The organism is Nocardioides sp. NPDC087217 (assembly GCF_044744805.1).
Lineage (GTDB): Bacteria > Actinomycetota > Actinomycetes > Propionibacteriales > Nocardioidaceae > Nocardioides.
The window spans coordinates 239,754-263,399 of the sequence record NZ_JBIUZB010000001.1 but is presented as its reverse complement, the minus strand read 5'-3'; the positions used below and the strand labels follow the sequence as shown (position 1 = coordinate 263,399).

Genomic DNA, 23,646 nt, shown 5'->3' with positions numbered 1-23,646 from the left:
GTATCTCAGAGCCGAAGTGCTGAGCCCACCACCGTTGCACTACCCTCGGTGCGGTGATCCGCTTCGAGAAGGTCAGCAAGGCCTACCCAGGGCAGGCGCGCCCCGCCCTCAACAGCCTTTCGATCGACATCCAGAAGGGGGAGTTCGTCTTCCTCGTGGGCCAATCCGGCTCGGGGAAGTCGACGGCGCTCAAGCTGATGCTGCGCGAGCAGCGCCCGACCACCGGCCGGGTCTACGTCGCCGGCAAGGAGATCAACCGGCTCGCCGGCTGGAAGGTGCCGCGGCTGCGCCGCCAGGTCGGCACGATCTTCCAGGACTTCCGCCTCCTGGCCAACAAGAACGTCGCCGAGAACGTCGCCTTCGCGATGCAGGTGACCGGTCACTCCAACCGCGAGATCCGGGAGCGCGTCCCGGAGACGCTCGAGCTGGTCGGCCTCGACGGCAAGGGCGACCGGATGCCCGACGAGCTCTCCGGTGGTGAGCAGCAGCGTGTGGCCGTCGCCCGCGCGTTCATCAACCGGCCGATGATCCTGATCGCCGACGAGCCGACCGGAAACCTCGACCCCGGCAACACCGTCGGCATCATGCGCCTGCTCGACCGCATCAACCGGTCCGGCACCACGATCGTGATGGCGACCCACGACGTCCAGATGGTCGACCAGATGCGCAAGCGCGTCATCGAGCTCGAGCACGGCCACCTCGTACGCGACCAGGTCCAGGGCGGCTACGGTGCCCAATTCTGAGGCGCCAGTTCTGAGGCTTCAGCTCTGAGCTGACCCTGATTCTCGACCAGGTCCCACAACCCAGAAAAGGTTCCTCGACCCGCCATGCAGCTGCGCTATGTATTCACCGAGCTTCGCCAGGGGCTACGCCGCAACCTGTCGATGCACGTCGCGGTGGCCCTGACCCTGCTTGTCTCGCTCACCCTCGCCGGCGTCGGCCTGCTGCTGCGTGAGCAGGCCCAGCTGACCGAGGAGGTCTGGGGCGACGAGCTGCAGATCACCTTCTACATGTGCAACGGCGCCAACGACCGCAACCCGCAGTGCGCGGGGGCCGTCGACGACAGCCAGAAGAAGGTCATCACCGACGCCCTCGAGGACAACAGGTACGTCGACAAGATCGAGGAGGAGAGCCAGGAGCAGGCCTACGAGCGGCTGCAGGCTCTCGACGTCGAAGGCGTCAGCGGTCCCGACCCGGTGGTCAAGTCCAGCGACATGTGGGAGTCCTACTGGGTCACGATGACCGACCCGCACCATTCCGCGGAGATCATCGAGGCGGTCGCCGGCCTGGACGGCATCGACCACGTCGGTGACGTCCACGAGGTCACCGGGCCCATCCTCGCCGCCGTCGACGGGCTGCAGAGCGCGGCGCTGGTCGGCGCGATCGTGCTGGTCATCGCGGCGCTGCTGCTGGTCGCCAACACCATCCGGCTGGCGGCCTTCGCCCGCCGTCGTGAGATCGGGATCATGCGACTTGTCGGTGCCTCGACCCTCTACATCGCGCTGCCGTTCCTCCTGGAGTCGCTCGTGGTGGCCCTGGTCGGGATCGGACTGTCCGGGATCGCGCTGGCCGCGGTGATGTACTTCGGCGTCGAGCAGCGGCTCTCGTCCACCGCGGTGACCCAGTGGGTCGGCTGGGAGGAGTTCTTCAGCTCCTTCGCGATCGTCGCGATGCTCGGCATCCTGCTCACGCTCGTCCCGACACTCCTGCTCACCCGCAAATACATCAAGGTCTGACCCGGATCCCCTACCGTCGAGCCGTGCACGTCTTCCCCCGTGCCGGTTCGCTCGCCGCTGTGCTCAGTTGCGCCGTGGTGGCTGCCGTGCTGCTCTCGCCCACCCTTCCCTCCTCCGCCGACGAGAAGGACCGCCTCGAGCAGGAGCAGCGCGAGGTCCAGCAGGACCAGAAGGCCGCCGCCGAGGATCTCGAGCACTCCAGCGCCGGCCTGCGCAAGGCGTCGGCGACGTACGCCGCGGCCCGGAAGAAGCTCGACCAGGCCCAGACCCGCCTCGATGAACTCAACGCCAAGCTGGTCGAGGTGCAGGCCGCGCACACCAAGCTCGAGGCCGAGCTCGCTGAGCAGAAGCTGCTGCTCGCCGAGGCGAAGCGGGAGCTCGCCGAGGGCCAGGCCGAGGTGAAGGTTCAGCGCGAGGAGATGCGCGACGCGATCCTGACCCGGTTCACCGGGGGAGACCCGCGGCTCGCCCAGGCGGCGGCCCTGCTCTCCGGAGGCTCCCTCGAGGACTTGATGCGGCAGCAGACGTACGTCGACGCGGCTTCCGCGGGGCAGGACGCCACCCTCCAGCGGATGGAGGCGACCGAGACGATGCTCGTCGTCCGCGAGGGCGAGGTGCAGGAGGCGACCGACGCCATCGCGGCCAAGGAGAAGGAGGCCCGGCAGCTGGTCGCCGAGGTCGACTCGCTCCGGGACCAGGCCGCCGCGGCCCACGCCGAGATGTCCACGCTCGCCGACCAGGCGGCCACCGCGAAGCAGTCGGCCGAGGCGGCCCGGGAGGCGGACGCCGCCGAGTTGCGCAAGCTCGAGGCCGAGGAGTCGGCGCTGCGTACGAAGATCCGGTCGCTCGCCTCGGCGAGCTCCGGCTCCGACCGCAACGTCGGGTCGGTCGGCGGGCTCTTCGGACCGCCGGTGACCGACACCTACGTCACCTCGCCCTACGGCATCCGCAAGCACCCGATCTACGGCTACGTCTCGCTGCACAACGGCACCGACTTCTCCGCGCCCTGTGGCCGCCCGCTGCTCGCCGTCGACTCGGGGCAGATCATCTCGACCTCGTACTCCAGCGTGTGGGGCAACCGACTGCACCTGTATCTCGGCAAGGTCAACGGGCACTCCTACACCGCCGTCTACAACCACATCTCGAGCTACGCGAGGACCTCGGGGTCCGTCGGACGGGGTGAGACGGTGGCGTACGCAGGGACCACCGGCTGGTCGACGGGCTGCCACCTGCACTTCACGATCCTGCGCGACGGCACTCCGGTCGACCCGGCACCACTGCTGGGCTGAACTCTGGCGGCTGAGCCCTGGGGGGTATCGTCTCCTGCTCGTCCGGTCATCCCCCACTGCCACCGGAGGCATCGCTGTGCACCCCGCGCGACTCGGCGCCATCCGTCTGACCCGTTCCCTGCTCGCGCTGCTCATCGGCTGCGTGCTCGCCGGGACGCTGATCACCCCGCTCGCCCGAGCCGATGACTCGCTCGAGGACCAGCAGGAGCAGATCGAGAAGGAGAAGGAGGCGGCCCAGCACGCCGTCGAGCATTCCAGCGACGCTCTGCAGCGGGCCACCAGGGCCCTGGCCGCCGCCCAGAAGAAGCTGGCCGGCGCCCGGGCCCGGCTCGAGAAGACCGACGTACGCCTGCGGGCGGCCGCCCGTGAGCACCGCCGTGCCGAGGCGTCACTGGAGCGGCAGCGAGCCGTGCTCGAGGCCGCGCGTACGGACCTGCGCACCGCGCGGAAACGGGCGACCGAGTCCCAGGAGCACCTGCGCGACACGATCCTGGAGGAGTTCACGGCCGTCGGCGACCCGCGGCTCCAGGAGTTCTCGGCGCTGCTCGAGGGTGCGACGCTGGAGGAGCTGATGCGGCGGCGCAACTACACCGACGCGGTGACCTCCTCGAAGGCCAGCACGCTGGAGCGGCTGCAGGCCGGGGAGCGACTGGTCGCCCGTCGCGAACGCGGCCAGCGCCGGGCCACCGAGGCGGTGGCGGCCACCGAGAGAACCGCTGCCAGGAAGGTCGCCGAGGTCAAGCGGCTCCGAGCCCGCGCGGCCGAGGCCCGCGACGAGATCTCGGCCCTGGTGACGCGGACCGCGGCGGCCAGGACGAAGGCCGTCGAGCTCGCCGAGGAGGACCGCAAGGTCCTCGCCGAGCTCGAGAAGCAGGATGCGGCGCTCAAGGAGAAGATCGCCGCGCTCGCCGAGGGCGCGCAGAACCGGACCGTCGACACGCTCGTGGGGATGTTGGCGATGCCCGTCGCGGACTCCTACGTCACCTCGCCCTACGGGATGCGCACCCACCCGACCACGGGGGAGTACAAGCTGCACGACGGCGTCGATCTGCACGCCCCCTGCGGCACGCCCCTGCGGGCTGCCGAGTCGGGCACGGTCATCGCGCAGGAATGGAACGACGCGTACGGGAACCGTCTGCATCTGTTCCTCGGCAACATCAACGGGCACTCCTACACGGCCGTCTACAACCACCTCGAGGCGTACCGGAGCGATGTCGACGACACGGTCGCGCGCGGCGATGTCATCGGGCTCGCCGGGACGACCGGTTGGTCCACCGGATGCCATCTGCACTTCATGATCCTCCGGGACGGAGAGATCATCGACCCGATGCCGCTGCTGGGTCTGTGACTCGGTCCCTAAACGTTTCGCGGTCATGACCCTGCGCCTGAGAGAATGGAGGAATGGCGAAGGAGCAGGGGCGCAAGATGATCGCGCAGAACAAGAAGGCGCGACACGACTACCACATCGAGGACACCTACGAGGCCGGCATGGTCCTGCAGGGCACCGAGGTGAAGTCGCTGCGTGAGGGTCGCGCCTCCCTGGTCGACGGCTTCGTCGACATCGACCGTGGCGAGGCCTGGATCCACGGGATCCACATCCCCGAATACCTCAACGGCACCTGGACCAACCACTCCGCGCGCCGCAAGCGCAAGCTCCTCCTGCACCGTGCTGAGATCGACAAGATCGAGCGCAAGGTCTCCGAGAAGGGCCTCACCGTCGTCCCCCTCGCCCTCTACTTCCTCAACGGTCGCGCCAAGGTCGAGATCGGCGTCGCCAAGGGCAAGAAGTCGTGGGACAAGCGCAACACCATCGCCGAGCGTACGGCCAAGCGGGAGGCCGAGGTCGAGGTCGGTCGCAAGCTCAAGGGGATGAAGGGATAACCGAGTGGGGAATGCTGCCCGGGGACTGTAGTGTTGTCCTGTTGCCTGGTTGCAGGCATTGATAACTCAAAAGGGGCTGATCGGTTTCGACTTGGGACGTTGCTCCCAGGGGAAGCGGGTCGAGGAGCCAGCGTCATCTCGTAAACGATCGCTGGAAACCAATAACTGCCAACGCTAAGCGCAGTTCCTTCGCTCTCGCCGCCTGACGCGGTGATCGAAGCGTCTGACCGAGTATCCGTCTCCGGCTCGGATCCAGGCGTCATCTAGGAGACTCCACCTCATGCACATGCCGACGGGGCATGAGGGACATCTAGTCGGCTGAGCCTGTCGGGGACGTGTCTGCGTCGAGCCCCGGGGATGAGAGAACGCCACCCACAGACTGCACCCGGAGAAGACCTGGCACGGCGCTCGAGGACCGGGGTTCGATTCCCCGCAGCTCCACTCGATCGAGGGCGATGTGTGCTCGCGTAAAGCGCGAGCCACGTCGCTCTCGTCATTTGTCCGCGCTTCGCGCGGGGGCGGGGGCTTCGCCACCCGCACCCCCTTAGTTCCGTGTGGCTGATGTTTCGGTGGGCGGAAGACTTCCTGTTGTTCATCTCCCTGGCGAGATGACTTCTCTTGCGTGCGCGATAGGGTTGTGAGGCGTACGTCACATGGAGGTAAGGATGTTCGAGGAAGGACAGCTCTACTCACCCGTCACCGTGGGCGAGGATGGGCAGGTCGAGGTGCATCTGGGGGACAACCACCCCGGGTTCGCAGACCAGGACTACCGGGCACGACGCAGCGAGATCGCTGGCGCGGCGCTCGGTTGGAAGCCGGGGCAGCCGGTGCCCCGGATCGACTACACAGACACGGAGAACGAGATCTGGCGCACGGTGTGCCGTGAGATCGCGCCGCTGCACGCGAAGTACGCCTGCCGCAACTACATCGCGGCCGTGGAGGCCCTCAACCTCCCTCAGGACCGGGTGCCACAGCTCGACGAGGTCAGCGCCGGTCTGAAGCCGCTGACCGGCTTCGAATACGTCCCGGCCGCGGGGATCGTCCCGCTGGAGGAGTTCTACGGGAGCCTGGCCGACGGGCAGTTCCACTCTACGCAGTATCTGCGTCACCACGCCGTGCCGCTCTACACCCCGGAGCCCGACATCATCCACGAGGTGATCGGCCACGGGAACCTCCTCGCCGACCCTCAGGTCGCCGAGGTCAAGCGCCTGGCCGGCGCCGCCGCGCGTCGTGTCCAGACCAGGGAGGCGCTCCAGGTCGTCGCCGACGTCTTCTGGTTCACCATCGAGTTCGGCGTGCTGTACGAGGACGGTGACATCAAGGCCTACGGGGCCGGGCTGCTCTCCTCCTACGGCGAGATCGAGGAGATGCACGAGGTGGAGGTGCGTCCGCTCGACTTCGCCCAGATGGCGACGGTCGACTACGACATCACCCACTACCAGCCGGTGCTCTTCGCGGCGGAGTCGTTCAGCCACATGGTCGATGAGGTCGGCAACTTCTTCGCGACCTGCGACGACGACACGCCACAGCGTCTCGGCGCCGTCTAGACCGTTTCGACCGGTTCCGAGGCGTTAGCCTCGGAAGATGATCGACGGCTTCCGTAACCGCGCGCTGGAGGCGGCGCTCGCCGCCGCTGACGCCGACGCGGTCGGTGCCGCGCTGCGTACGGGGCAGGTTGTCGTTCCCCAGCTCGACGAGGCCCGGATCAGGGTCTTTCCCGGGGATCGCGGCAACCGGCCACCGTACGAGGCGATGCTCTTCTCCTCCCAGGAGGCGCTGGAGACCTTCCTCGCCGAGGACACCCGCCGGCGGGCGCAGCTGCGCAACGCCGACGGGCTGCGGGAGTTCCTCACCGCCAACATCGAGGAGATCGCGTACGTCACCTTCGACCCTGCCGGGCCGAACCGGTTCCGGGCGGGCATCAAGGACGTGCTCAAGGCGATCGGTCCCAAGCCGCACGTCGACCTGCGGCTGCCGAAGGCGCAGGAGTGGTACGTCGTGGACATGTCCGACGAGGACGTACGCGACTACCAGCTCGCCGACCTGGCCGCCAAGGTCCTCCCGAAGGTGCAGCGGTCCAGGGTCGAGCAGCCCGACTGGGCACAGTGGATGGCTGCCGCCAAGGACGCGGCCGTCGAGCAGGGCGCGGCGTTCCTGGCCTACTGGCTGCAGCGGGTCGGGCGGCGCCCGGCCGGGCTGGCGGTCGCGTTGAGCCGACCGGCCCCGTTCGGCATGGTGCGGCACCCGCTTCAGGCCGAGACGACGACGGTGGGGGAGCGGTGGGTGGCCTCGCCCGACCGGCTCTACGAGTCGCGGCTGATCTACTCCTTCCCGCACCCCGACCTCGCCGACCTGGCCCTGCCGACCGTCGACCTCGTGGTCGCGACTCTGTCGTGGGGAGACGAGTCGTGAGCTGTGTCTTCTGCGACGTCGTCGCCGGTGACCTCGCGGCCGAGGTCGTCTTCGAGGACGAGGGCTTCCTGGCCTTCCTCGACCATCGGCCGGTGCAGAAGGGCCACATCCTGATGGTGCCCAGACAGCATCTCGCCACGCTCCTCGATCTCCCTCCTGACCTGCACGAACGCTTCGTCGCCAACGCCCAGCGCCTGGCCGCAGCGGTCGTGGACGGACTCGGCGCCCAGGGCAGCTTCGTCGCGGTCAACAACGTGGTCAGCCAGTCCGTCCCACACCTCCACCTGCACGTCGTCCCCCGCACCCGCGGCGACGGCCTCAAGGGCTTCTTCTGGCCCCGCCACAAGTACGCCGCCGGTGAGCAGAAGGAGTACGCCGACCGGCTCCGTGCCGTGCTGGGCTGACTCCGGGCTGAGTTCACCGAGGCGTACGGCTTCGGCCATCAAGGCGTCGGGGCGAGGTCGGGGAGGGCCGATTCACTCGAGATCAGTTGTTGTCCACTGATCCCGGGAGTGCGCAATGTCGCTGTCGTCCGTCGCGTCCAAGACCTTCACCTCAACACTGGCCGGCGTCGCGCTGGCAGCAGGCACGATGATCGTTCCGGTCGCGGTCAACGCCGTCGAGGCCAACCGGGCCGACGACATCACCGTCACCGCCCACCGTGGGGCGAGCGCGTACGCCTCGGAGAACACCCTCGCTGCCTTCGCCGTCGGCATCGAGCAGCGTGCCGACTGGATCGAGTCGGACGTGCAGGCCACCAAGGACGGCGAGCTCGTGCTGATGCACGACACCACCCTGTCGCGCACCACCGACGTCGAGCAGCGCTTCCCCGGCCGCTCGCCGTGGAACGTCAAGGACTTCACCCTCGCCGAGATCAAGACGCTGGACGCCGGCTCCTGGTTCAGCGAGAAGTACGCCGGCGAGCCGGTGCCGACGCTGAAGGAGATGGTCGAGCAGGTGCGGCCGACACGGTCCGGGATCCTGATGGAGCTCAAGTCGCCGGCGCTCTACCCGGGGATCGAGAAGAAGGTCGCGGCCGAGTTCGACTCGTTCCCGGGCTACATCGAATCCGCCGTCGCCGCCGGCCGTCTAGCGGTGCAGAGCTTCGACTTCGGCTCGATGAAGACCTATAAGGGCATCCAGCCCGAGGTGCCGGTCGGCCTGCTCGGCACCCCGGCCTACGCCGACCTGGACAGCTACACCTGGGCCGACCAGATCAACCCGCACTTCGGCTCCTTCGACGCGGGCTACGTCGCTCGGGTGCACGCGCTCGGGATGCACATCCACTCCTGGACGGTCAACGACGCCGCGACCATGAGCGCCGTCCTGGACCGCGGTGTCGACGGCATCATCACCAACAACCCCGACGTGCTCCGTGAGGTGATCGCCGGGCGGCGTACCCCGTCCCTAGACTTGGGCGATGCCGCCTGAGTCGCTTCGGCAGATCGTCACGCCGCGTTCACCGCACACCGGCCCCAGAGACTCCCGGGGCCGGTGTGATCTGGGCATGACCACGCTGAACCCCACTCGCATGCGTACTCTCGCGCTTGCCGCCGCCGCGGCGCTCGCCGCCGGGACCGTTCTGGTCTCGCACCCCGCCTCCGCGACGGCCCCCACCACGACCGCCATCCAGGCGGCCAAGCACAAGCAGGCCGACCCGATCGTCTTCGGTCACCGCGGTGCCTCCGGCTACCGGCCCGAGCACACCCTGGCGGCGTACGACCTGGCCATCCAGCAGGGTGCCGACTTCATCGAGCCCGACGTGGTCTCGACCAAGGACGGCGTGCTCGTCGCCCGCCACGAGAACGAGATCTCCGGCACGACCGACGTCGCCGCCCACCCCGAGTTCGCGGCTCGGAAGACCACCAAGACCATCGACGGCAACGCGCTGACCGGCTGGTTCACCGAGGACTTCACCCTCGCCGAGTTGAAGACGCTGCGCGCCAAGGAGCGCATCCCGGGCGACCGTCCGGCCAACACCGCGTACAACGGCCTCTACGAGGTGCCGACCCTCGACGAGGTGCTCGACCTGGTCGACGCCAAGGAGGCCGAGACCGGCCGCACCATCGGCGTCGCGCCGGAGACCAAGCACCCGACGTACTTCGACTCCATCGGTCTCTCGCTGGAGGAGCCGCTCGCGAAGAGCCTCAAGCGCCACGGCCTCGGCGGCAAGCGCGCCGCGGCGGTCATCCAGTCCTTCGAGGTCAGCAACCTCAAGGACCTGAACCGCATGGTCGACACCAAGCTGGTGCAGCTGATCGACTTCGGCGGTGCGCCCTACGACCAGGTGGTGGCCGGGACCGGCGTGACCAACGACTACCTGGTCACCGACAAGGGCCTGCGCGGCATCAAGCGGTACGCCGACCAGGTGGCGCCGTACAAGTTCTACTTCATCCCGCGCAACGCGGACGGCACCCTGGGCGAGGCCACCGACCTCGCCGACCGCGCCCAGCGCGTCGGGCTGCCGACCGTCATCTGGACCATGCGCGCCGAGAACAAGTACCTCCCGACCGAGTGCCGCGTCGGCACCGACCCGATCGCGATCGGTGATCTCGGCTGCGAGGTCGGTCCCTACCTCGACGCCGGCGTGGACGCGTTCTTCACCGACCACCCCGACCTGGGCGTGGCCGCGCGCGACGCTTGGCTGGCGAACCAGTAGTGGCTACCAATCAGTAGACACCTCGCGACATGACGTACGGCCCTCGCTATTGTCGGCGGGGGCCGCACGTGTTCGTGGGCCTGGTCACAACCAAAGGAGTTTGAGTCATGGGTCGTTTCGACGGACGCGTCGCAGTCATCACCGGTGCAGCGCGCGGGATCGGTTTCGGAGTCGCCACGCGTTTCGCCGAGGAGGGTGCCTCGGTCGCGATCATCGACCTCGACGAGGCCGCCGCCGCTGAGGCTGCCGCCAAGCTTCCGCTGGCCGAGGGCGCCAAGTCGGTCGGCATCGGCGCCAACGTCGCCGTGCCTGCGGACACCGAGGCCGCGGTCGCGCGCGTCGTCGAGGAGCTCGGCGGCCTGCACATCCTGATGAACAACGCCGGCATCACCCGCGACAACCTGCTCTTCAAGATGACCGAGGACGACTGGGACCTGGTCATGAACGTCCACCTCAAGGGCCACTTCCTGATGTCGAAGGCCGCGCAGGCGGTCTTCGTGAAGCAGAAGTACGGCAAGATCATCAACGTCTCCTCCACCTCGGCCACCGGCAACCGTGGCCAGGCCAACTACTCCGCGGCCAAGGCCGGCGTGCAGGGCTTCACCCGCACCCTCGCGCTCGAGCTCGGCCCGTTCGGCGTCAACGTGAACGCCATCGCGCCGGGGTTCATCGCCACCGAGATGACCGACCAGACCGCGGCCCGCCTCGGGCTCGACGTGGACGAGTTCCGCAAGCTCTCGGCCGACGCCAACCCGGTCAAGCGCGTCGGCGAGCCCGCCGACATCGCCGCCGCCGCGGCCTTCCTGGCCAGCGACGAGGCGTCGTACATCACCGGCCAGACCCTCTACGTCGACGGTGGCGCCACCGTCGCCTGAGTCCTCCGAAGAAGGAACCCCGGGCGCGGGCCCGTTGACCGCAACGATTACCGTCTGACACTCGTCTTGGTACTGAGCCGATTCAGATGGAGATTGATGATGCGTACGTCCCGCCCGGGGTTCCTCCTGCGAGCAGCGGCGACGCTGACCGCCGCGGGTCTGGTCCTGACCGGCTGTGGGTCCTCTGAGGAGCCCACGGATGCGAAGCCGTCGCCGTCCGCGCCCGCCGAGCCCGACCACGAGCCGCTGACGGGCGTCGAGCTCCCCGAGGGGCAGACCGCCGCACGCAAGCACCCCGCCTACATCGTCAAGATCGACAACACCGCGGCCAGCGACCCGCAGTACGGTCTCGCCAAGGCCGACATGGTCGTCCAGGAGCTGGTCGAGGGTGGCGTGACCCGGCTGGCCGTCGCGTACTACTCCCAGCTTCCCAAGGAGGCGGGTCCGGTCCGTTCGATGCGGGCGACCGACGCGGGTATCGCCGCGCCGATCAACGCCAAGATCATGACCAGCGGCGCGGCGCCGTACACCTTCGCGCAGCTGAAGAAGCACGACATCTCGTGGATCGACATGTCCACCCCCTACGTCGTACGCGACACCAGCAAGCCCCACGACTTCCTGCACAGCGTCGTCGGCAAGGTCGCGAAGGCCGGCAACGCGGCCGCGAAGGACGGCAAGGCGAAGCGGCCCGGCGACTTCATGCCCTGGGGCGACGCGACCACCAAGCTGGCCGGTGGCAAGCCCGCCAAGGCCGTCGACGTGAAGTTCTCCCAGGCGCGCACGGACAACTGGGTCTTCAGGGGCGGCAAGTACCGCCTGCAGAACAACTACATGTCCAAGAGCGGCCAGTTCCTCGCCGACACCGTCGTGGTCGCGCAGACCAAGACCACCATCGCCCCCTACAAGGACCCGGGCGGCGCGATCGTTCCGGTCTCCCACTTCACCGGCCGGGGCAAGGCGTGGATCATGCGCGCCGGCCAGATCGTCGAGGCGACCTGGGTGAAGAAGGGCGAGAAGGGCGCGGTGACGTTCACCGACGCCAGCGGCGCCGCGATCGAGATCCCGCCGGGCAAGGTCTGGCTGGATCTGATCCCGAAGGGCAACGGTCAGGTCGAGCCCGGCGGCGTGATCGTCAAGTAGTGCCCAGAGATCGGGCTCTCAGCGCATGTCCTCGACCTTGACGCCCTGCTTCGCCAGGGTCTGGACCCCGGTCAGCAGGTAGGTCACGGCCAGCTCGATGCGCTCGGCCGCGTCCTCGGGATCGCTGGCCTCGGTGACGGACTCGCCGGCCGCCGACATCGCCCCGAAGAAGAGCCGGGCGAACGTCGCCACCATCTCGTCGTCGACGGTCCGGTCACCGGCCCGAAGGACGGCGGCGACGATGTCCTCGACGACGGTGAAGGTGGAGCGCTCCTCCTGCTCGCGGTAGCGCTGGTAGCCCAGGACGGCCGGACCCTCCTGCACGACGATGCGGCGGTAGGTGGGCTGCTGGACGGCCTCCAGGAACGTACGCAGCCCGGCCCGGGCCTGCTCCCAGGGGTCCTTCGTCTCGCGCATGGCGGCATCGATGCTCTGCGCGGTGGCGGCCTCGACCTTCTCGAAGACGACCTCGTAGAGCGCCTGCTTGCCACTGAAGTGGTGGTAGAGCGCACCCTTGGTGACCTCGGCTCCGGCCACGATGGCGTCCAGCGAGGTGCTCGCGTAGCCGTGCTCGGTGAAGAGCCTCTCGGCGACCTCGACGAGCGTCTTCTTGGTCGAGGCGGAGAACTGCTGCCTCCGTGACATCCCCGGCACCGACGGAAGCGGAGGAACCTTGGGGACGAGCTTGCTCACGGACGACTTTGCCACCCGTCCACTCTAACGGCCGTGTTCGGAATCACCGTCCCAGGTGTTGGCCATACCGTCAGTATGTCCAATACTATAGGTACGTACTCACGGTATGTGAGTGCTCACCTTCCGCAAGGAGCCGACAAATGAGCTGGACCAGCCATCACAAGCGCGGGGAGATCCTCCGCGGCGTGGTCACCGTCATCGACGAGCGTCGAGACGGTCTGCTGCCCATGGATCTTCCCGGCGTCACCGACACCTTCACCGACGAGCTCGACCTGCTCGCCGCCCTGCAGCTGCGCTGGCACACGCGCCTTTCTGGCCGCATCGAGTCCGAGCTCGCCAACCAGCCGATGGACCTCGAGGACGCTGTCGTCCGGGCCTGGCACGGTGCTGCCGACGACCTGCCCGGCATCCGCACGGTCCTGGACCGCTACCACGCCCTTCCGGTCGACGACGCGATGGCCAACGCGCTGGCCAAGGCGCAGGCCAAGGAGCACCTGACCCTCGCGGTCATGGCCGGCCGCGGCGCCTTCGCCGACGCCGAGTGCGTCCGTCTCGGCTCGATGATCGAGGCGCGTGCCCGTGCCGAGTACGCACCGGCCGTCGAAGTCGTCGAGCGCGGGCCCTTCGCCGGCCTCGTCGACATGCTCCGAGCGGTCCGCTCGGCAGCCTGAAGCTGAGTACGGGCCGTCTGACCAGGCCCCGGGCGCCGGTGCGCTCCCTCCGCGGACTCCCTCCGCACCTCCCTAAGTGCCGGCCCCGGGGCCTTTCCTGTCTCGTCCCGATCAGCGGGCATTGTTGGTTTCTTGTTGCGGATGGCGTGACCGAGGTGGTGCGATCATGGCGTCATGACGGAGCAGAAGGACGTACGCGCCGGGCGGCTGCTGGTAGCCACCCCGGAGCTTCGCGACCCCAACTTCGTCGACACCGTGGTGCTCTTGATCGAGGTCAACGACGACGGTGCGCTCGGCGTGGTGCTGAACCGGCCCTCACCCGTGCCGGTCGCCGAGGTGCTGCATCCGTGGGCGACCTCCGTCGCCGATCCCGACGTCCTCTTCCAGGGCGGCCCGGTGAGCAAGGACTCCGCGATCGCGGTCGCGCTCCTGGTCGACTCCGACGACCCGCCGCTGGGCTTCCGCCCCGTCGTCGGACGCCTCGGGCTGCTCGACCTCGACACGCCCGTCGAACTTGTCGACGGCACCTTGTCGCGGCTGCGCATCTTCGCCGGATACGCCGGCTGGGGCGCGGCTCAGCTCCAGGGCGAGGTGGACGAAGGGTCCTGGTATGTGGTCGACGGCGAGCCGTACGACTCCTTCCTCGACGACGTGAGCTCGATGTGGGCAGCGGTGCTCCGGCGCCAGCCCGGTGAGCTGGCCTTCCACGCCACGCGACCGCCCGACCCCGAACTGAATTAGCGGGCTAGTAAGGTTGGGGGCATGGGCATCCTGGGATTCGGCACGAAAGAAGCCGTCAAGGAACGGGAGGACATCCGCGAGCAGGACGTCCCCACCGAGGAGGGTGACCACGACCGCTACTCCCACTACGTGGAGAAGGACAAGCTGACCGAGGCGATGGTCATGGGCACGCCCGTGGTCGCGCTGTGCGGCAAGGTGTGGGTGCCGAGCCGCGACGGGTCCAAGTTCCCGGTCTGCCCCGACTGCAAAGAGATCTTCGAGGGGATGCCGCCTAGCGGTGGCGAGGGCGACGACGAGTGAGCGAGCGTCAGCGAGCGAGCCGTAGAGTCAGCACTTCGCCGGGTGCGTACTCTGGCGCTTGCGCTACGGACACGGCGAAGTGAGTAGCGCCGAGCTTCCCGGCGCCCTCACACCCGCGTGGCCCAACAAGGCCGCGTGGGGCACTGCGCCCAAGCTGCGTGCTTGGCAGCAGGAGGCGCTGTCCAAGTATCTGTCCGAACAGCCCCGTGACTACCTCGCCGTCGCGACACCCGGGGCCGGAAAGACCACCTTCGCGCTGACCGTCGCCGCCGAGCTCCTCGGCCGCAGGCTGGTCGACCGGGTCACCATCGTCGCCCCCACCGAGCACCTCAAGGTCCAGTGGGCCGAGGCCGCCGCGCGGGCGGGGATCCCGATCGACCCGACCTACTCCGCGGGCCAGGGCAAGACCTCGGCCGACTACGTCGGGATCGCGGTGACGTACGCCGGGGTGGCGGTCAACCCGCTCGCGATGCGGATCCGCACCGAGCGGTTCAAGACACTTGTGATCCTCGACGAGGTGCACCACGCCGGCGACGCGCTCTCGTGGGGCGAGGGGGTCCGGGAGGCCTTCGAGCCGGCCGCGCGGAGGCTGGCGCTGACCGGAACGCCGTTCCGCTCCGACACCAACCCGATCCCGTTCGTCACCTACGCACCCGGCGAGGACGGCATCCCGCGCTCGGCGGCCGACTACACCTACGGCTACGCCGAGGCGCTGCGCGACCACGTCGTCCGCCCGGTGCTGTTCATGGCCTACTCGGGACAGATGCAGTGGCGCACCCGGGCCGGCGACGAGATCGCCGCCCACCTCGGCGAGCCGCTGACCAAGGACCTGACCTCGCAGGCGCTGCGGACCGCGCTCGACCCGGCCGGATCGTGGATCCCATCCGTGCTCGCGGCCGCCGACAAGCGCCTGACCGAGGTGCGGCGCCACGTCCCGGACGCGGGCGGGCTCGTCATCGCGACCGACCAGGATTCGGCGCGCTCCTACGCCAAGACGCTGAAGACCATCACCGGGCAGAGCGCGACCGTGGTGCTCTCCGACGAGAAGGCCGGCTCGAAGAAGATCGCCAAGTTCTCCGAGTCCGACGACCGCTGGATGGTCGCGGTCCGGATGGTCTCCGAGGGCGTCGACGTGCCCAGGCTCGCGGTCGGGGTCTACGCGACCACCACCTCGACGCCGCTCTTCTTCGCGCAGGCGGTGGGGCGCTTCGTACGTGCTCGTACGCGGGGTGAGACCGCCTCCGTCTTCCTGCCGTCCGTCCCGAACCTGCTCGGCTTCGCCTCCGAGCTGGAGCTGCAGCGCGACCACGTGCTCGGCAAGAAGGTCACCAGCGAGGACGACATCTTCGCCGCCGAGGACGCGCTGATGGCCGCGGCCAACGCCGAGGAGGGCGCCTCCGAGGAGGAACTGGGAGCCTGGGAGGCCATGGGCTCCGAGGCACGCTTCGACCGGGTGCTCTTCGACGGCGGCGAGTTCGGCCACTCCGGCGAGGTGCACGTCGGTTCCGAGGAGGAGATGGACTTCCTCGGCATCCCCGGGCTGCTCGACGCCGACCAGATGAAGACGCTGCTCCAGCAGCGGCAGAGCGACCGGGCCCGCAAGCAGAAGTCGGCCTCCGCGCCGGTCGCTGCCGACGAGCCCGTCGCCGCGGTCGCCGCCCACGAGCAGCTCGCCGTGCTCCGCCGCGAGCTCAACGGCCTGGTCGCCGCCTGGCACCACCGCACCAAGACGCCCCACGGGGTCACCCACAACAGGCTCCGCAAGGAGTGCGGCGGCCCGCCGGCCGCGGTCGCCAACGCCGACCAGCTCAAGGCCCGCATCGACACCCTGCGCGACTGGGCCGCCCGCGGCTCGGCCTGAGGTAGTTCGGGACGATGACGGCGCTCGAGATCGCGGTGACATCGGTGGCCGGCGCGCTCGCCGCGCGTGCGGGCGGAGCGAACCGGATCGAGCTCTGCTCCGCCCTCGAGGTCGGTGGCGTCACCCCGTCGCAGGGCCTGGTCGAGGGAGTCCTCGACGAGGTCGGCGGCGTCGACGCCGATGACGGCTGGCAGGGCGTCCATGTGCTCGTCCGGCCTCGGCCGGGCGGGTTCGGCTACTCCTTCGAGGAGCGCTACCTCCTGCGGCGCGAGGTCGAGACGGTCCTGGAGGCAGGAGCCGACGGGATCGTGATCGGCGCGCTCACCCCGCACGGGGAGCCCGACGTGGAGCTGGTCCGGGAGCTGGCGGATGCTGCCGCTGTGTACGAGGCGACGGTGACGTTCCACCGGGCGATCGACCTCAGCGCCGACCCGGTCGCGGCGATCCGGGCGCTGGACGGCGTGGTCGACCGGGTGCTGACCTCAGGTGGTGCGCCGGCCGCTGCGGCAGGGGCCGCGACGATCGCCGAGATGGTCGCGGTCGGCGGGCCGGACGTACTGGCCGGAGGTGGGGTGACCGTGGACGCCATCAGGGCGCTCGCGGAGCTCGGCGTCGAGGGCGTGCACCTCTCCGCCAAGCGACGGGTCGTCACGACCGGCGGGGTGGCGCTGGGAGTCGCCGACGACGGCGGTCACTGGGTGACCGATCCCGATGTGGTCGCCGCAGCGGCCGCCGCCTTGGCCTAGGCGGGGGAGTCGCCCTCGACCAGGTCCCGCAGGACGGCGACGGCGCCCTCGAGATCGGCCTGGGTGCGGTGACGCGACTCCAGCCGCTCGGCGATGAGGTGGGAGATGCGCTCACGTACGTCGGCGAGGTCGGCGCGGCCGGCGTCGGTGAGGGTCACCAGGCTCGCCCGCGCGTCGGCCGGGTTGGGCTCCTTGCTGACCAGGCCGGTCTCCACCAGCTGGGCGATCTGGGCCGACATGGTCGGCTGCGAGCAGCCGTCGGCGCGGGCCAGGTCGGTGATGCCCAGCGGCCCGATGGCGTCGAGGATCGTGAGGACCCGGACGCTGGCCGGAAGGTCAAGCGCTCGGCGGACCAGGCGCATGAGCCGCGCCGCGTAGACGACGAGGTCGCTGGAGAGGTCCAGGGTTTTCGCCGAAGCGGAGCCCGAGGCGGTCGGGGCTTCCGAGGGAAGCAGCTGCTGTGAAGGCATCGATCGGAATCCAGAGTTGGGGGTTGCGGCGCGGTGAACGGGTGGAGACTATCTGAGAATGACTACGGAACGGCACACCTGGATCGCGTTCCTGCGCGCCATCAACCTCGGTGCGACCCGGAAATTCCCGAAACAGGCGATCTCAGCCGCCGTGGTGAGGGCGGGCGGAACCGACGTCGAGACCTACATCAACACGGGCAACGTACGCTTCGACCACCCGGTCGGCGACCGGGCCGAGATGGAGGCGATCCTGGAGGAGGCCTTCGCGGCCGACCGATTCTTCGAGGTGCCGACGATCTGCGTGACGCCCGCTGAGCTGAAGGTGATCGCCAACGACGCCGCGGCGGTCGGGATGGGTCACGAGGGCAAGCAGTTCGTGTTCCTGTGCAAGGAGCTCACCGACTCCGGCTCCCGGGACGCGCTGGTCGCCCGGGCGGGGGAGGGCGAGCGGGTCTACGTCATCGGCCGCGCCGTGCACCTGCTCACCGAGGGTTTCCATCAGACGAAGATCACCAACGCCGTCGTCGAGCGCCACATCGCCATCAGCACCAACCGCAACGTCAACGTGATCCGCACGCTCGCCGACAAGTGGGCGTGAGCCATGCTGCGCCTCGATCCGGTCAGGCGGAAACCTCGGTCTCGGCAGCCTCGACCACCGATCGCCGAGTGATCTCGAAGTCTGCCGGGTCGAAGCGGCTGATCCGGCGGACCAGCTCCCCGGTGGACCACGGCCAGGAGAAGCTGTTGCGACCGTTGGCGTCGATGAAGTAGCTGTGGCAGGACGCGCCGCTGTAGGCGGTGCCGGCGAGCGCGGCCTGCACGTCCGCGACGTACGCGGCCTGGGCCTGTGGGCTGACGTCGAGCTTCGTCCAGCCCTGTGCGCGGGCGGTCGTGATGGCTTCGGTGATCATCGCCACCTGCGACTCTGCGACGGCGAAGGCCGAGCCGTGGCCGGTGCCGAGGCTCGGGCCGAGCACCACGAACGCGTTGGGGAAGCCGGTGACCGAGGTGCCCTGGTAGGCCTCGGGGGAGCCGGCCCAGTGCTCGGCGAGCGTGCGGCCGTCGGCTCCACGGATCAGGTCGGCGACCGGCATGTCGAGGATGTGGAAGCCGGTGCCGAGGATGATCGCGTCGACCTCCGCCGTGCTGCCGTCGGTGCCGATCACGCGTGCGCCCTCGACCCGTTCGACGCCGGTGGCGTGCACCTCGACGTTCGGCCTCGTCAGCGACTGGAGGTAGTTGTTGGAGAAGAGGATCCGCTTGCAGCCGAGCAGGTAGTCGGGCGTCAGCTTCGCCCGGAGCTCCTTGTCCCGGACGACGGCGCGCAGGTAGGCCCGGCCGATCTGCTGCAGGCCCTGCATCAGCGGCTGCGGGCGGCGGAAGGCGATACCGACGGCCTCCATCGCGGCGTACTCGACCGCGCCGAGCGCCTTCTCGAAGAAGGGCACGTGGTGCTTGACCCACTTCTCCGCGTCCGGCACCGGATGGTCGACCTTGGGCAGCACCCAGTGGGCGGTGCGCTGGAAGAGGTGCAGGTCGGCGACCTGCTTCTGGACCTCGGGTACGAACTGGACCGCCGACGCCCCGGTGCCGATCACGGCGACCCGCTTGCCGTCGAGGTCGACGTCGTGCCTCCACCGGGCCGAGTGCCAGACGTCGCCGGGGAAGTCGGCCAGACCGGGCAGGTTCGGGATCTTCGGCTCGTTCCACGGCCCGGCGGCGGCGACCAGGAAGCGGGTGGTGATCTCGCCGTCGGTGGTGTCCAGGCGCCACCCGGCGGACTCGGCGTTCCAGGTCGCGCCGCGGACCTCGACCCCGAAACGGGTGATGCCCTCGAGGCCGCGATCCCGGGCCACGCCGTCGATGTAGGCGAGGATCTCCGGCTGGTTGCCGTAGACCCGGGACCAGTCGCTGTTGGGCGCGAACGAGAACGAATAGAGGTTGGACGGTACGTCGCACGCGCACCCCGGGTAGGTGTTGGCCCGCCAGGTGCCACCGTAGGTGTCGGCCTTCTCGAGGATGACGACGTCCCCGACGCCCGCCTCGCGCAGCTTGATCGCGGCCGCGATACCGGAGATGCCGGCGCCGATGACGACGACCTCATGGTGGGTGCTCATGCGGTTGCTCCTTCGCTGGTCAAGCCTGCCGAGATCGCCGCCGCAGCCGATGGCCAGTGCGCGTCGTCGGGTCATATTCGGATACTAACGGTATTTGAATACCGACGGTAGCCCGAACTGGTAAGATCTGAGCCGTGGGCCGGATCACGCGCAAGGAGTCGCACGCGCAGACGCGTGAGCGACTCATCGCGACCGCGCACGGGATGTTCCTCTCCGACGGCTACAACGCGACCTCGCTCGACAAGGTCGCCACCACGGCGGGCTTCTCGAAGGGCGCGGTCTACTCGAACTTCTCGACCAAGCACGAGCTCGGCCTGGCCGTGCTCGACGTGATCCACCGGGAGCGAGCGCAGTCGTTGGCGGACGCCGTCAGCGGCGTCGACAACGTCGAGGGCAGGATCGACGCCTTCGCGGCGTGGGCGGAGGCCAACATCGGCGACGTCGGCTGGACCGCGCTCGAGGTCGAGTTCGCGACCAGCACCCGCCGCGTCCCCGAGGTGAGCCAGCAGCTCGCCGGCCGGCGCCGCGAGCTCACCGCCGCCATCGCCGGCCTCATCGAGCAGCAGGCCGCCGACCTCGGCCTCACCCTGGCCTCACCGGCCGAGGACGCCGCTGTCCAGCTGCTCTCGCTCGGCATCGGGCTCGGTGTCCAGCGCGCGTTCGACCCCGACCTCTCGGTCACCAGCCTGGTCGACCTGCTGCGGTCGCTGCTGGAGAGCGCGACGCCCGCGTCGTAGGTGGCGCGAGTCCCTAGTGGGCCGGGGCGCCGTTGCGCTCGGGGGCCGGGAAGGAGACCCGGTTCAGGTGGCGTACGGCCGGACTCAGCAGCGTCGCCAGCGAGATCACCACGTAGCCGATGCCGGCGATCGCGAGCATGTTCTCGATCCCGTACGCAGCCGCCAGCGGCCCCATCGCCAGCTGCCCGACGGGGATGGCGATGTAGGTGCCGAGCTGGTCGTAGGAGGACGCCCGGGAGAGCAGATCGCTGGGGACGTTCTCCTGCATCGAGAGCTGCCAGCCGAGACTGAAGACCTGGATGCCGGCGCCGGAGAGGGCGGCCGCGGGCAACAGCACGGCGAGGTCGGTGGAGAAGCCGAGGGCGGCGATCGGCAGCCCGAACAGGGCCATGCCGATCATGCCGTAGAACAGCGGCCGCTCGAGCCGCACCTTCATCAGCACGAGGGTCGCGGCGAGCACGCCGATCCCCTGGAAGGTGAGGATCAGGCCCCAGCCGCCCGCGCCCAGGCCCGATCCCTCGGCCCGCTGCGGGCCGAGCGTGAGGAGTCCGCCCTCATAGAGCGCATTGAGCATGGTCGCGGCGCCGACACAGAGCCACAGCCAGCTCGTCGAGCGGAAGTAGTCCCACCCCGTGCGCAGATCGCCGATGACCGAGGCCTTGCCGACCGCGCCGCTGATCTTGACCGGCAGCAGCAGCAGAGCCGCGATGATCCAGGTGGCGGCGTCGAGCGCGAGCGCCCAGCCCGCGCCGACACTGAGGACGAGCAGGCCGGCGGTGCCGGGACCGGCGACCGCGACGATCGCGCGGGTCAGCGACATCAGCACGTTGGCCTCCTGCAGCATGGTGCGAGGCACCACGAGCGGGATGATCCCCTGCTGGGCGGGCAGGCCGGCGGCGGAGACGATGCCGTTGAGCGCGGAGAGTGCGATCAGGTGCCACAGCTCGGCGACACCTGCGATGACGAGGACGGCGACGGCCGCCTGGCTCAGGCCCGAGACCAGGTTGGAGGCGAACAGGATCCGGGCTCGGCCCATCCGGTCGGCGAGCACGCCGCCGATGAGCATGAAGACGATCATCGGGATGGTGCGGGCCGCGAGGACGGCGCCGATCGCGATCGGCGCGTCACTGATCTCCAGGACCGCGAAGGCCAGGGCGACGGGCGCCATGAAGTTGCCGACCAGGTTGATCGATCGTGACGCGAAGAACCAGCGGAAGTGGGGTTCGCGAAGGGGGGCTGTCGCCGAGATCCGAGCCATTCGAGAGAGAATAGACCTTCGGGTGATTTCTATCTGCCCAAAATTCTCAATTCTGTCACGAGACCGTTATCCCGGCCGATCGCATCTCCTCGATGGCAGCCGAAGTGCTCGCCGCAGCCACGCCGGCGGCCAGGTCGGCGAGCAGCGTGGTGTGGAAGCCGGCGGCTCGCGCGTCGAGCGCGGTGGCACGTACGCAGTAGTCGGTCGCCAGCCCGCACACGTCGACCTCCTCGACGCCGTGGGCCCGGAGCCAGTCGGTCAGATTGGCGCCGCCGGTGGCCGCGCCCTCGAAGCCGGAGTAGGCCGCGGCGTACTCACCCTTGCGGAAGATCTCGTCGAAGGTGACCGGGTCGAGGTTGTGGTGGAAGGCCTCTCCGTCGGTGCCGACCACACAGTGCGCCGGCCAGGAGTCCACGTAGTCCGGCGGGTTGCCGAAGTGGTCGCCCGGGTCGATGTGGTGGTCCTTGGTGGCCACGACCAGCCCGTACGTCTGCTCCGGGTCCTTGCTCGCCGCCCGCTCCCGCAGCAGTTGACCGATGTCGTAGGCCACCCGGGCCCCGCCGTCGACCGGCAGGGACCCGCCCTCGCAGAAGTCGTTCTGTACGTCGACCACGATCAGTGCACGCGTCATGCCCGCCAGCCTAGACCGGCCCGGCGAGACCGGCCCCGCGAGACATCACTGGAAGAGCGTCGGGATCGCCGGATCGCCCTTCAGGAGCGAGTGGGCGATGACGGGGAGCTCGGCGACCGAGGCGCGGTGACGCTCGCGTGCGGCGTCGAGGGGCTCACGGCCCACGACCTCACCGTTCTTGACCAGCTGGGTGAGCAGCGGCCGGTCGTTGCCGTCGCCCTCGGGTGCGGTGCCGATGCCGATCACCTCGGCGTCGGCGACGTCCTTGCGGTTGCGGCGGCGCAGGGCGTACTTCCGGCCGCCGATCGACGCCTTGGACGCGCTCTTCTTGGCGACCGGCTCGAGGTCGCCGGAGGCGCCCTCGCGGGCGACCAGCTTGTAGACGAACCCGGCGGTCGGGTGGCCGGAGCCGGTGACCAGCTGGGTGCCGACGCCGTAGCCGTCGACCGGGGCGGCCGCGAGGCCGGCGATGGCGTACTCGTCCAGGTCGCTGGTGACGATGATCTTCGTCTCGGTGGCGCCGAGGTCGTCGAGCTGGCGGCGTACGTCATGGGCGAGGAGCCCCAGGTCGCCGGAGTCGATCCGCACCGCGCCGAGCTCGGGACCGGCGATCTCGACCGCCTTCGCCACCGCCTCGGCGATGTCGTAGGTGTCCACGAGCAGCGTCGTGCCCTTGCCGAGGGAGGCGACCTGAGCCTCGAAGGCCTGCTCCTCGGTGTCGTGCAGGAGGGTGAAGGCGTGCGCGGAGGTGCCGGTCGTGGGCACGCCGAAGCGGGCGCGGGCGGCGAGGTTGGAGGTGGCGGTGAAGCCGGCCACGTAGGCCGCGCGGGCGGCGGCGATCGCGGCCGCCTCGTGGGTGCGGCGCGAGCCCATCTCGATGCACGGGCGCTCACCGGCCGCGAGCGTCATCCGGGAGGCCGCGGTGGCGATGGCCGAGTCGTGGTTGTAGATCGAGAGGAGCACGGTCTCCAGGACCACCGCCTCGGCAAAGCTGGCCTCGACCACGAGCAGCGGCGAGTGCGGGAAGAAGGTCTCGCCCTCGGCGTACCCCCAGATGTCGCCGGTGAAGCGGTAGCCGGCCAGCCATTCCAGGGTCGGGCCGTCGACGACGCCCTCCAGGACGGCCAGCTGCTCCGAGCCGAAGCGGAACGCCTCGAGGGCGTCGAGCGCGCGCCCGACCCCGGCCACCACGCCGTAGCGCCGCCCGCCGGCCAGGCGCCGGGGGAACAGCTCGAAGACGGCGCGACGCTCCGCGGTGCCCGCCTTCAGGGCGGCCTGGAGCATGGTCAGCTCGTAGTGATCTGTCAGGAGCGCGGTCGAGTCCGCTGTCGAGTCCACGGGCATATCGTGGCACCACGGGCACAGTGTGTGAGCGCGCCCGCGCGCAACGGACCGACTTGGAGTGCGGTATCGAGTCCACTGGCGCCTA

General features: G+C 69.4%; 25 protein-coding genes and 1 other RNA gene. 20 read left to right on the top strand and 6 right to left on the bottom strand.

The annotated features are described in order from the left end of the window. Positions 1 to 53 precede the first annotated feature (53 nt). The 13 genes from ftsE (at position 54) to ACIO3S_RS01300 (ending at position 11,992) form a co-directional block, all read left to right on the top strand. Positions 54 to 743, top strand: coding sequence for a cell division ATP-binding protein FtsE (ftsE, locus tag ACIO3S_RS01360; protein WP_008358693.1), 690 nt, complete (start codon positions 54 to 56; stop codon positions 741 to 743). Positions 744 to 827: 84 nt separating this feature from the next. Continuing rightward, entirely contained in the window at positions 828 to 1,736 is a 909-nt protein-coding gene (ftsX, locus tag ACIO3S_RS01355; RefSeq protein WP_400458668.1) for a permease-like cell division protein FtsX, read from the top strand. Positions 1,737 to 1,759: 23 nt separating this feature from the next. Beyond that, entirely contained in the window at positions 1,760 to 3,025 is a 1,266-nt protein-coding gene (locus ACIO3S_RS01350) for a murein hydrolase activator EnvC family protein (RefSeq protein ID WP_400458666.1), read from the top strand. 76 nt (positions 3,026 to 3,101) lie between these two features. Continuing rightward, positions 3,102 to 4,373, top strand: a complete 1,272-nt coding sequence (locus tag ACIO3S_RS01345) for a peptidoglycan DD-metalloendopeptidase family protein (protein WP_400458662.1) — start codon at positions 3,102 to 3,104, stop codon at positions 4,371 to 4,373. A gap of 53 nt (positions 4,374 to 4,426) precedes the next feature. Then, on the top strand, positions 4,427 to 4,906 hold the full coding sequence (gene smpB, locus ACIO3S_RS01340) for an SsrA-binding protein SmpB (protein WP_350716188.1): 480 nt from the start codon (positions 4,427 to 4,429) through the stop codon (positions 4,904 to 4,906). Between the two features lie 72 nt (positions 4,907 to 4,978). Continuing rightward, positions 4,979 to 5,350, top strand: a transfer-messenger RNA (tmRNA) gene (ssrA, locus tag ACIO3S_RS01335). A 221-nt stretch (positions 5,351 to 5,571) separates the two neighbouring features. Then, positions 5,572 to 6,453 carry a phenylalanine 4-monooxygenase gene (locus ACIO3S_RS01330; RefSeq protein WP_350716189.1) on the top strand — a complete coding sequence of 294 codons (882 nt, stop codon included), beginning with the start codon at positions 5,572 to 5,574 and terminating at the stop codon, positions 6,451 to 6,453. 37 nt (positions 6,454 to 6,490) lie between these two features. Beyond that, on the top strand, positions 6,491 to 7,318 hold the full coding sequence (locus tag ACIO3S_RS01325; RefSeq protein ID WP_400458659.1) for a hypothetical protein: 828 nt from the start codon (positions 6,491 to 6,493) through the stop codon (positions 7,316 to 7,318). Then, on the top strand, positions 7,315 to 7,722 hold the full coding sequence (locus ACIO3S_RS01320) for an HIT family protein (protein ID WP_400458657.1): 408 nt from the start codon (positions 7,315 to 7,317) through the stop codon (positions 7,720 to 7,722). Before ACIO3S_RS01325 ends, ACIO3S_RS01320 begins: the two co-directional genes overlap by 4 nt. A 115-nt stretch (positions 7,723 to 7,837) precedes the next feature. Next, positions 7,838 to 8,749 (top strand): glycerophosphodiester phosphodiesterase, encoded by a 912-nt coding sequence (locus tag ACIO3S_RS01315; RefSeq protein WP_400458655.1) that lies wholly within the window; start codon positions 7,838 to 7,840, stop codon positions 8,747 to 8,749. Positions 8,750 to 8,825: 76 nt separating this feature from the next. Next, entirely contained in the window at positions 8,826 to 9,977 is a 1,152-nt protein-coding gene (locus ACIO3S_RS01310; protein ID WP_400458653.1) for a glycerophosphodiester phosphodiesterase, read from the top strand. Between the two features lie 107 nt (positions 9,978 to 10,084). Next, positions 10,085 to 10,852: an SDR family NAD(P)-dependent oxidoreductase gene (locus ACIO3S_RS01305; RefSeq protein WP_400458651.1), complete on the top strand. Its 768-nt coding sequence runs from the start codon at positions 10,085 to 10,087 to the stop codon at positions 10,850 to 10,852. Between the two features lie 99 nt (positions 10,853 to 10,951). Further along, a complete protein-coding gene (locus ACIO3S_RS01300; RefSeq protein WP_400458649.1) occupies positions 10,952 to 11,992 on the top strand; it encodes a DUF3048 domain-containing protein in 1,041 nt (346 codons plus the stop codon). Positions 11,993 to 12,010: 18 nt separating this feature from the next. Here ACIO3S_RS01300 and ACIO3S_RS01295 read toward each other — a convergent pair whose 3' ends face one another. Next, entirely contained in the window at positions 12,011 to 12,700 is a 690-nt protein-coding gene (locus ACIO3S_RS01295; protein ID WP_350664140.1) for a TetR/AcrR family transcriptional regulator, read from the bottom strand. Positions 12,701 to 12,825: 125 nt separating this feature from the next. Here ACIO3S_RS01295 and ACIO3S_RS01290 point away from each other — a divergent pair, with 125 nt between their 5' ends. From ACIO3S_RS01290 to ACIO3S_RS01270, 5 genes are all read left to right on the top strand, one after another. Then, a complete protein-coding gene (locus ACIO3S_RS01290; RefSeq protein ID WP_400458647.1) occupies positions 12,826 to 13,356 on the top strand; it encodes a hypothetical protein in 531 nt (176 codons plus the stop codon). Between the two features lie 174 nt (positions 13,357 to 13,530). Further along, positions 13,531 to 14,097, top strand: a complete 567-nt coding sequence (locus tag ACIO3S_RS01285) for a YqgE/AlgH family protein (RefSeq protein ID WP_160024716.1) — start codon at positions 13,531 to 13,533, stop codon at positions 14,095 to 14,097. Positions 14,098 to 14,118: 21 nt separating this feature from the next. Next, positions 14,119 to 14,397, top strand: a complete 279-nt coding sequence (locus ACIO3S_RS01280; protein WP_160024715.1) for a DUF3039 domain-containing protein — start codon at positions 14,119 to 14,121, stop codon at positions 14,395 to 14,397. Positions 14,398 to 14,476: 79 nt separating this feature from the next. Beyond that, positions 14,477 to 16,258, top strand: coding sequence for a DEAD/DEAH box helicase (locus ACIO3S_RS01275; protein WP_160024714.1), 1,782 nt, complete (start codon positions 14,477 to 14,479; stop codon positions 16,256 to 16,258). 14 nt (positions 16,259 to 16,272) lie between these two features. After that, positions 16,273 to 17,004 carry a copper homeostasis protein CutC gene (locus ACIO3S_RS01270; RefSeq protein WP_400458645.1) on the top strand — a complete coding sequence of 244 codons (732 nt, stop codon included), beginning with the start codon at positions 16,273 to 16,275 and terminating at the stop codon, positions 17,002 to 17,004. On the opposite strand, the gene ACIO3S_RS01265 is transcribed toward ACIO3S_RS01270, so the two are convergent. Further along, the gene (locus tag ACIO3S_RS01265) at positions 17,001 to 17,474 is read right to left on the bottom strand and encodes a MarR family transcriptional regulator (RefSeq protein ID WP_160024712.1); all 474 of its coding nucleotides are present in this window, start codon (positions 17,472 to 17,474) and stop codon (positions 17,001 to 17,003) included. The genes ACIO3S_RS01270 and ACIO3S_RS01265 overlap by 4 nt on opposite strands. Positions 17,475 to 17,532: 58 nt before the next feature. Here ACIO3S_RS01265 and ACIO3S_RS01260 point away from each other — a divergent pair, with 58 nt between their 5' ends. Then, on the top strand, positions 17,533 to 18,072 hold the full coding sequence (locus tag ACIO3S_RS01260) for a DUF1697 domain-containing protein (RefSeq protein WP_160024711.1): 540 nt from the start codon (positions 17,533 to 17,535) through the stop codon (positions 18,070 to 18,072). 22 nt (positions 18,073 to 18,094) lie between these two features. Here the strand turns inward: ACIO3S_RS01260 and ACIO3S_RS01255 are convergent, their stop codons facing one another. Further along, positions 18,095 to 19,591, bottom strand: a complete 1,497-nt coding sequence (locus ACIO3S_RS01255) for a flavin-containing monooxygenase (protein ID WP_400458642.1) — start codon at positions 19,589 to 19,591, stop codon at positions 18,095 to 18,097. 134 nt (positions 19,592 to 19,725) lie between these two features. Here ACIO3S_RS01255 and ACIO3S_RS01250 point away from each other — a divergent pair, with 134 nt between their 5' ends. Further along, complete coding sequence (locus tag ACIO3S_RS01250) at positions 19,726 to 20,328, top strand: TetR/AcrR family transcriptional regulator (protein ID WP_400458640.1); 603 nt, start codon at positions 19,726 to 19,728, stop codon at positions 20,326 to 20,328. Positions 20,329 to 20,341: 13 nt separating this feature from the next. Here ACIO3S_RS01250 and ACIO3S_RS01245 read toward each other — a convergent pair whose 3' ends face one another. From ACIO3S_RS01245 to ACIO3S_RS01235, 3 genes are read right to left on the bottom strand one after another with little or no spacing between them, the layout of a single operon-like run. Next, the gene (locus ACIO3S_RS01245) at positions 20,342 to 21,586 is read right to left on the bottom strand and encodes an MFS transporter (protein WP_400458638.1); all 1,245 of its coding nucleotides are present in this window, start codon (positions 21,584 to 21,586) and stop codon (positions 20,342 to 20,344) included. 55 nt (positions 21,587 to 21,641) lie between these two features. Further along, positions 21,642 to 22,217 carry an isochorismatase family protein gene (locus tag ACIO3S_RS01240; protein ID WP_378834358.1) on the bottom strand — a complete coding sequence of 192 codons (576 nt, stop codon included), beginning with the start codon at positions 22,215 to 22,217 and terminating at the stop codon, positions 21,642 to 21,644. A gap of 45 nt (positions 22,218 to 22,262) precedes the next feature. Continuing rightward, positions 22,263 to 23,555 carry a nicotinate phosphoribosyltransferase gene (locus ACIO3S_RS01235; RefSeq protein WP_400458636.1) on the bottom strand — a complete coding sequence of 431 codons (1,293 nt, stop codon included), beginning with the start codon at positions 23,553 to 23,555 and terminating at the stop codon, positions 22,263 to 22,265. Positions 23,556 to 23,646 lie beyond the last annotated feature (91 nt).

What these genes read in the sequence shown, in the direction of transcription:
- ftsX (WP_400458668.1), top strand. Translation starts at nt 828, where the DNA reads ATGCAGCTGCGCTATGTATTCACCGAGCTTCGCCAGGGGCTACGCCGC.
- smpB (WP_350716188.1), top strand. Translation starts at nt 4,427, where the DNA reads ATGGCGAAGGAGCAGGGGCGCAAGATGATCGCGCAGAACAAGAAGGCG.
- ACIO3S_RS01330 (WP_350716189.1), top strand. Translation starts at nt 5,572, where the DNA reads ATGTTCGAGGAAGGACAGCTCTACTCACCCGTCACCGTGGGCGAGGAT.
- ACIO3S_RS01325 (WP_400458659.1), top strand. Translation starts at nt 6,491, where the DNA reads ATGATCGACGGCTTCCGTAACCGCGCGCTGGAGGCGGCGCTCGCCGCC.
- ACIO3S_RS01315 (WP_400458655.1), top strand. Translation starts at nt 7,838, where the DNA reads ATGTCGCTGTCGTCCGTCGCGTCCAAGACCTTCACCTCAACACTGGCC.
- ACIO3S_RS01310 (WP_400458653.1), top strand. Translation starts at nt 8,826, where the DNA reads ATGACCACGCTGAACCCCACTCGCATGCGTACTCTCGCGCTTGCCGCC.
- ACIO3S_RS01305 (WP_400458651.1), top strand. Translation starts at nt 10,085, where the DNA reads ATGGGTCGTTTCGACGGACGCGTCGCAGTCATCACCGGTGCAGCGCGC.
- ACIO3S_RS01300 (WP_400458649.1), top strand. Translation starts at nt 10,952, where the DNA reads ATGCGTACGTCCCGCCCGGGGTTCCTCCTGCGAGCAGCGGCGACGCTG.
- ACIO3S_RS01290 (WP_400458647.1), top strand. Translation starts at nt 12,826, where the DNA reads ATGAGCTGGACCAGCCATCACAAGCGCGGGGAGATCCTCCGCGGCGTG.
- ACIO3S_RS01285 (WP_160024716.1), top strand. Translation starts at nt 13,531, where the DNA reads ATGACGGAGCAGAAGGACGTACGCGCCGGGCGGCTGCTGGTAGCCACC.
- ACIO3S_RS01280 (WP_160024715.1), top strand. Translation starts at nt 14,119, where the DNA reads ATGGGCATCCTGGGATTCGGCACGAAAGAAGCCGTCAAGGAACGGGAG.
- ACIO3S_RS01270 (WP_400458645.1), top strand. Translation starts at nt 16,273, where the DNA reads ATGACGGCGCTCGAGATCGCGGTGACATCGGTGGCCGGCGCGCTCGCC.
- ACIO3S_RS01265 (WP_160024712.1), bottom strand. Translation starts at nt 17,474, where the DNA reads ATGCCTTCACAGCAGCTGCTTCCCTCGGAAGCCCCGACCGCCTCGGGC.
- ACIO3S_RS01260 (WP_160024711.1), top strand. Translation starts at nt 17,533, where the DNA reads ATGACTACGGAACGGCACACCTGGATCGCGTTCCTGCGCGCCATCAAC.
- ACIO3S_RS01255 (WP_400458642.1), bottom strand. Translation starts at nt 19,591, where the DNA reads ATGAGCACCCACCATGAGGTCGTCGTCATCGGCGCCGGCATCTCCGGT.
- ACIO3S_RS01245 (WP_400458638.1), bottom strand. Translation starts at nt 21,586, where the DNA reads ATGGCTCGGATCTCGGCGACAGCCCCCCTTCGCGAACCCCACTTCCGC.
- ACIO3S_RS01240 (WP_378834358.1), bottom strand. Translation starts at nt 22,217, where the DNA reads ATGACGCGTGCACTGATCGTGGTCGACGTACAGAACGACTTCTGCGAG.